The following is a 6,042-nucleotide window of genomic DNA, read 5'->3' on the forward strand; positions in this document are numbered from 1 at the left end:
TTCGGTTTAGTCGAATGGAACCTCACCTTCCGGTGCTTCCATAAATCCGTCCTTATCTGTTTTCGGTGTTTCCGATGAATCAGCTCCAACACCATTATCCTTGTTCTGGGCAAATTCATGTTCTTCCACGATCACATCTGTAGTATAAATTGTTTTCCCGTCCTTGTCCTTATAATTGCCAGTGCTGATACGACCGCCAATCACAATCCTCATTCCCTTGTGAAGATATTTCTGTGCAAACTCTGCACTCTTTCCGAATGTGACACAGGAAATAAAATCCGCTTCCTGTTCACCGTCACGTTTATATCTTCTGTTTACCGCCAGTGTATATCTTGCTACTGCCATATCATTATCTTTTCCGGCATATTTGATCTCCGGATTCTTTGTCAGTCTTCCCATTAAAACCACTTTATTCATAATCGTTACTGTCCTTTCCGCAGCTACGCTGCCATTGCATATTCTTCATCATCTGTTTCATCGTCCGGCATAAACATTGCACATGCTTCCGGTGGATTGGTATCATCCGGTGAAAATATTTTCCGGATCATTTCATACATGATCGGATACCGATATGCGATTTCTTCTCTTGCAAGGAATCTGCATACCCTGTAAAGATTCTTTTTCATTTCTTCATCTGTTGTAAGCATGGCAACCAGATGGATTCTCTCCCTTGTATAAATCAGATTCGGGCATCCAAACCAGTTAATCAACTGCATTTCTTTCATTTTCAGTTCTGTCATAAACTGCTCCTTTCCGGGCATTTTGCCCTGTAAACATTGTCATCAGTTTCATTCGTCCGGCGGTCTGGCGTGCGTTTCCCTGTCACCTGCAGCCGTCTCAGACTGCCTCTGCCTGCATCAGCAGGTCACTGACCATAAGGCTTCGGTCAGCCGCCCATCATCGGGAGTGTCATTATAATTTCGCTCGCTCTCAGAAAAAGAAAGGTCATGGCATAACTCCTGTTAGGCTTCCAGGGTGCACTTATCGGTTGTCAAGGTTCATCGAAGGAACATTCCAAAACGTCCTCTGATTACTAGAGTCAAATGACTTCGCAAGATGCAAAAGATTCGTGATATTTTTTTGCATTTTTATCATTTTTTCTTTTACTTTTGTTAGTCCCTTCACATACTCTGTACTGAGACAGGCAAAAGCGGACATCTTTGGGGTAAAATTTTTAAAATAATTGTTCCTCTACCTATAAAGCCTGGGAAGCGGTATTTACCAACCCCCTTTTGCAAGTTTTTTTCGCATAAATGAAATATTCCCTCACTAATAGCAAGTTTCAGAGGGCATTTGGACGGTACTTTTGCAGAAAAAATTATTTTTCCACTAATCACACGTGGGAATTTGAAGAATGTCAGATAATTTTGAAAAAATCCAAAAAAGAAGCACCGACCGTTATAGTCAGTGCTTGTAAGATATTATATTCGTTTTTCTCAGGAAAGATCATCCCAGTTTTTATATGTTCCATTGTACAGACCTGTAAGTTGTTTTATTGTAAGATTTTCCAGTGGATTTTCTTCATTTATCACAATAGCTATAGCATCTTTTCCAATGACTTTTGTTTCCAGAAGCTCTGCTTCATAATCCTTTAATTCTCTGGATGACATTGCGAAATCACACTCTCCACTTATCACCGCCGTAATCCCTCTTGAAGAATCTGTTGCTTTTACTTCTATTTCAGCATTTGGATTTTGTTTCTGATAGTCATCTGCCAGTGCTTTTACCATTGGTTCCATTGAAGTGGATCCTTCAATCAGAATCTTTCCTTCTGACTTGTCAGAAAGGAATGTTGTTGTACTGTCAGCCTGAATACAATATTGTTTCACAATATCCTGTCCTTTACTCTTTACATAAGTCAGGAAATCCTGTTCCACATCTGTCAGTTCTCCATTATAAGCCAGATAATAATCCCTGCAAAGAGGATAACTGTTATTGTCTATTGTTTTCTCAGAAGGAAGAACTCCGTTGATTTGAAGTATTTTTCCATTCGTATCTGTTGCGGAACTATATGCGACATAACCAACTGCGTTTTTATCTTCTTCCACCTTTTTCAGAACTTTCTCTGTAGAATCAACAACTATTCCTGTATCACTCTCAGGCAGTTTCAAAAGATTCTCAAATTCTGCTCTGGTTCCTGACCCTTCTTCTCGTGATACAGCTGTGACAGCTCCCATAGCAGACAGATCCGGCAATGGCTCTTCCTCGGTTCCACATGCTGTTATTCCCGTTGCCAGCATTATCATTATCAGCAGAAGTGCAGATTTTCGGATGTTTTTTTTCTTTACCATTTTATACTGCACCTCTTTCCATCATTGATTTTCCCGTCTCTTCATCAAGGTTTATAAAAGCCACATTATCACAGGCTTCTTCTGCAATGCTGACACAATTATCTGCCATACGGTCAAAATTATACATGATCCCAGAAAAATATCTTGTCATAGACGCATCACAAACCTCATTTTTTACACGGTTTAAATGTGCCTTACTGTATTTTTTCTCTGCTTTATGCATTTTTTTCTTATTTTTAAAAACTGTTTCAGCCACTACAGCATCACCCTTACGGATTGCCTCCATTGCTTTCTTTAAAAGCTGCTGGATAATATCAATGCAGTCTTCCATTTCTGAGGAGGCTTCACTGGTCAGTCTTTTTCCATTGTTATTTACTTTTTCACATATCTGGTCAATATCTTCACATCTGTCTGCAATCCTCTGAATACTATTGTTTACATACAGTAACCCTGCCGTCTGCTCAGACTGTTGTTCTGTAAGGTTTCCGCTTGCGAATAATCTGGTAATATATTCTGTCACACTGTCCTGTAACTGATGTACAATCTCCAGATTTTCTATAAACGAACCATGAGTTTTTGAGTCTCCATCTGCTACAATCGCCGTTTTTAAATCACTTAACAGAGATTCTGCCAGTTCTCCAAGTCGGTTCAGTTCCTTAGATACCAGAACCATAGCAGCCGCCGGCTGTTCAATCACTTTCATATCCAGATATTTGGGTTCAAAAGCTGCTTTCTCTGTTTTGTCATTTCCACGGATGATTGTTGTAACAATTTTTACCATCAGCGGAATCAGTGGCAGCCAGACCAGTGTACAGACGATATTAAACGTTGTATGTGCATTTGCAATCTGTCTTGAAATCACATCAATCTCATTTCCCTTTGGTGAAATAAACTGGACAAATTTTGCAAACCACGGAACCAGGAAAATAAAAACGCAGCTTCCACTGATATTAAAAATACTATGCGCAATTGCTGTACGTTTTGCATTTTTAGATTGTCCAATTGATGCAAGAAGTGCTGTGATCGTTGTACCTATATTATCTCCAAGAAGAATCGGAATCGCACCGGTAAGCCCTATTACACTGCTTACTCCGTCCGGTCCTGCCTGTGATGCAAAATTCTGCAGAACTGCAATCGTAGCTGAACTACTCTGCACAACCAATGTCATGACCGCTCCCAGTACAACACCAAGAACCGGAATGGATGAAACTTTTCCCATCAGATCAACAAAGACCGGACTTCCCGCCAAAGGTTTCATGACTTCACCCATGATTTCAATTCCTTCAAATAAAAGTCCGAATGAAAAAATTACCATACCGATATTTTTAACCTTTTCTTTTTTGCTAACAAAGTTCAGAATAAATCCAACAAAGATAATTGGATAAATATAATTGCTGATTTTAAATGCCATCAGCTGTGCCGTCATAGTGGTTCCTATGTTGGCACCAAAGATAACAGAAATTGCCTGCGGAAGACTCATAAGTCCCGCACTGACAAAACCGATAACCATAACTGTCGTCGCTGAACTGCTCTGCAATACAGCTGTTACAAGTGCTCCGGCAAGTGCTCCCATAATTGGATTTCTTGTAAGAAATCCAAGGATTTTTTTCATTCGTTCTCCTGCGGCTTTCTGAAGTGCATCACTCATGCTGTTCATTCCATAAAGGAACAAGGCAAGGCCACCGATCAGACCAAAAACCACTTTCACATTCTCGTTCATTTCTCTTTCCTCTCCTGTTATTATATAAGATCTACATTTTCCTATACAATTATAGAAGACAGAAATCAAATCTATGTGAGTGCTTGTGTAAAATAGGTGTAAAAATCAATGGAAATCTTTATAATGTTATAATTGACTTATTCATTTTTCACCTGCTGACATATAGTTTTCATTACGATTTATTATTCAGTCTACGTAATACCAACATCGCCTCATTCCTTACATTTTTGAACGTTCTGTCCGGTCTTCCAAGAAAATATCCTTGTCCGTAATGAACACCTAATCTACACAGACACTCCAACTCTGCTTCTGTTTCTATCCCTTCTGCAATCAGAATTGCTCCTGTCTCATTACAGTAATGCAACAGAAATTCCATCATAATTTCCTTTTTCTTATGTTTTTGAATATCTCTGACCAGTTCTATATCAACTTTTAAGTAGTTTGGCGATGTATTTACTACACGGTTCAGACCAGAATATCCAGCTCCAACATCATCCAAAGCTATTTCATATCCCTGATCTGCATAATGCTTCATAATCTGTTGCAGAATCTGATAGTTTTCTATATCCGACCGTTCCGTTATTTCAAATACAATGTCACAGGACGGTACTCCGGCTTTCGCAGCCTTACGGTTTGTAAATCCCTGTATGAACGATTTATCCTGAATGATATTACCATCTACATTAAGAAATAATTTTGCATGTTCTGGTTTATTCGCCGCTGCCTTCAATGCTTTATTTCTGCACAATTTTTCCAATTTCCAAACACAGCCTACCTGTTCAGCAATCACAAACAAATCTGAAATCATAAGAGTCGTATCATGCCTGTCGATACGACTAAGAGCTTCATATCCTGCCACATCTCCAGTCTGTAAATTTACAATCGGCTGAAATACCGGATATATAGCCTTTCTTTCTAATATTTTATAAAATTCATCTGCATTTTTTACTTTCATTATTTCTTCTCTGCCTCTGTGAATACATTTTCTGTAACCCTATCAACCCACTATATGATATCATCACTTTTTCATCCTTCAATCAGATTTAAGTAAAATCATAGTAAATTTTCACCATTGTTCAGCCAGACCAATTCTTATATAACACAAAGCAAATACGTACTACCACCTGTTTTTTATTATGAAAACTATATTAAATGAGGCTCTTACTGTCTATACAATAAAAGCCTCGTTATATATAGTCTATGTTCTGATTATTCAGATCTTACTGTCTTTTTCACACACCAGTCTTTCATAATCCAAAAATCCCCGGATATACATTTCTTTTGCCACAATTCCCTCCATTGCATTTTTCGCTGAAATAATCCTGTCCAGTGTCTGCCACATCTCCTGTCCGCCATCTCTGAGGACCGGTTCCAGTATTTCTATGTAATGATGAATTTCTGCTTCCAGAGTGAACATCTCCGGGTCAGATTCAAGAAATCTTTCCAGCTCCCGCTGGTATTCTTCATAATAACTTTCAATCAGTTCTCTTCTCATATCTAGAATCCCCCTTATACATAAATCAGTTCCTGCTTGATGATCTCAGCAGCCCGGTTGCGGATATTGTTACAGTGGCATAGCCATTCCATAGGATTCTGTCTCTTCAGTTCCTCGGAAACTCCCTCCGCACTTCGCATCTGAGTTTCGATCAATTCAAAGCGTTCCTGTGCCTGTTCATTCAGATCTGCCAAATAACTGTCCAGCCTGGCGGTCAGAAGAAGATATGTATAAGTTCCAGATTTATGTTCTTTCAGATATTCCTTCCGAAGCATTCCCCATAAGCCAATCGGTCTGGTTTCCTCCGGGTAGTAAAGATTCGGTAAATAATAGTCTCCCACTTTTGTGTATTCGATTTTCATGGTGTCTCCTTTCGCTTTGCATGAAATTGTCATGTTATCTGCGTAGGATGTGCATTTTCTCTTTAAAATCTTTTCACATAGAAGACATTAAGTGCTTGATTCCCTGGGACTTTGCACCTGATAGCGATAGGTAATCCTTTGAAGTTATCTCCGGATTTTCCCCCGCTCCACACC

At 39.2% G+C, this 6,042-nt stretch carries 7 protein-coding genes; all 7 read right to left on the reverse strand.

The features are described from left to right. Positions 1-6 precede the first annotated feature (6 nt). The 7 genes from G5B06_RS15735 to G5B06_RS15765 all read right to left on the reverse strand — a co-directional run bounded on the left by G5B06_RS15735 (position 7) and on the right by G5B06_RS15765 (position 5,901). On the reverse strand, positions 7-417 hold the full coding sequence (locus G5B06_RS15735; protein WP_003864594.1) for a single-stranded DNA-binding protein: 411 nt from the start codon (positions 415-417) through the stop codon (positions 7-9). Positions 418-440: 23 nt separating this feature from the next. After that, on the reverse strand, positions 441-740 hold the full coding sequence (locus G5B06_RS15740; RefSeq protein WP_015543455.1) for a hypothetical protein: 300 nt from the start codon (positions 738-740) through the stop codon (positions 441-443). A gap of 696 nt (positions 741-1,436) precedes the next feature. Then, complete coding sequence (locus G5B06_RS15745) at positions 1,437-2,291, reverse strand: substrate-binding domain-containing protein (protein WP_015543454.1); 855 nt, start codon at positions 2,289-2,291, stop codon at positions 1,437-1,439. 1 nt (position 2,292) lies between these two features. After that, entirely contained in the window at positions 2,293-4,011 is a 1,719-nt protein-coding gene (locus G5B06_RS15750; RefSeq protein WP_020944839.1) for a Na/Pi cotransporter family protein, read from the reverse strand. Positions 4,012-4,183: 172 nt separating this feature from the next. Beyond that, positions 4,184-4,966: an EAL domain-containing protein gene (locus G5B06_RS15755; protein WP_003864600.1), complete on the reverse strand. Its 783-nt coding sequence runs from the start codon at positions 4,964-4,966 to the stop codon at positions 4,184-4,186. A 258-nt stretch (positions 4,967-5,224) separates the two neighbouring features. After that, positions 5,225-5,506, reverse strand: coding sequence for a hypothetical protein (locus tag G5B06_RS15760; protein WP_003864601.1), 282 nt, complete (start codon positions 5,504-5,506; stop codon positions 5,225-5,227). A 14-nt stretch (positions 5,507-5,520) separates the two neighbouring features. Then, positions 5,521-5,901 (reverse strand): TnpV protein, encoded by a 381-nt coding sequence (locus G5B06_RS15765; RefSeq protein ID WP_003864602.1) that lies wholly within the window; start codon positions 5,899-5,901, stop codon positions 5,521-5,523. Positions 5,902-6,042 lie beyond the last annotated feature (141 nt).

The sequence above is a fragment of the Blautia luti genome (assembly GCF_013304735.1).
Classification (GTDB): Bacteria; Bacillota; Clostridia; order Lachnospirales; family Lachnospiraceae; genus Blautia_A.

What these genes read in the sequence shown, in the direction of transcription:
- G5B06_RS15735 (WP_003864594.1), bottom strand. Translation starts at nt 417, where the DNA reads ATGAATAAAGTGGTTTTAATGGGAAGACTGACAAAGAATCCGGAGATC.
- G5B06_RS15740 (WP_015543455.1), bottom strand. Translation starts at nt 740, where the DNA reads ATGACAGAACTGAAAATGAAAGAAATGCAGTTGATTAACTGGTTTGGA.
- G5B06_RS15745 (WP_015543454.1), bottom strand. Translation starts at nt 2,291, where the DNA reads ATGGTAAAGAAAAAAAACATCCGAAAATCTGCACTTCTGCTGATAATG.
- G5B06_RS15750 (WP_020944839.1), bottom strand. Translation starts at nt 4,011, where the DNA reads ATGAACGAGAATGTGAAAGTGGTTTTTGGTCTGATCGGTGGCCTTGCC.
- G5B06_RS15755 (WP_003864600.1), bottom strand. Translation starts at nt 4,966, where the DNA reads ATGAAAGTAAAAAATGCAGATGAATTTTATAAAATATTAGAAAGAAAG.
- G5B06_RS15760 (WP_003864601.1), bottom strand. Translation starts at nt 5,506, where the DNA reads ATGAGAAGAGAACTGATTGAAAGTTATTATGAAGAATACCAGCGGGAG.
- G5B06_RS15765 (WP_003864602.1), bottom strand. Translation starts at nt 5,901, where the DNA reads ATGACAATTTCATGCAAAGCGAAAGGAGACACCATGAAAATCGAATAC.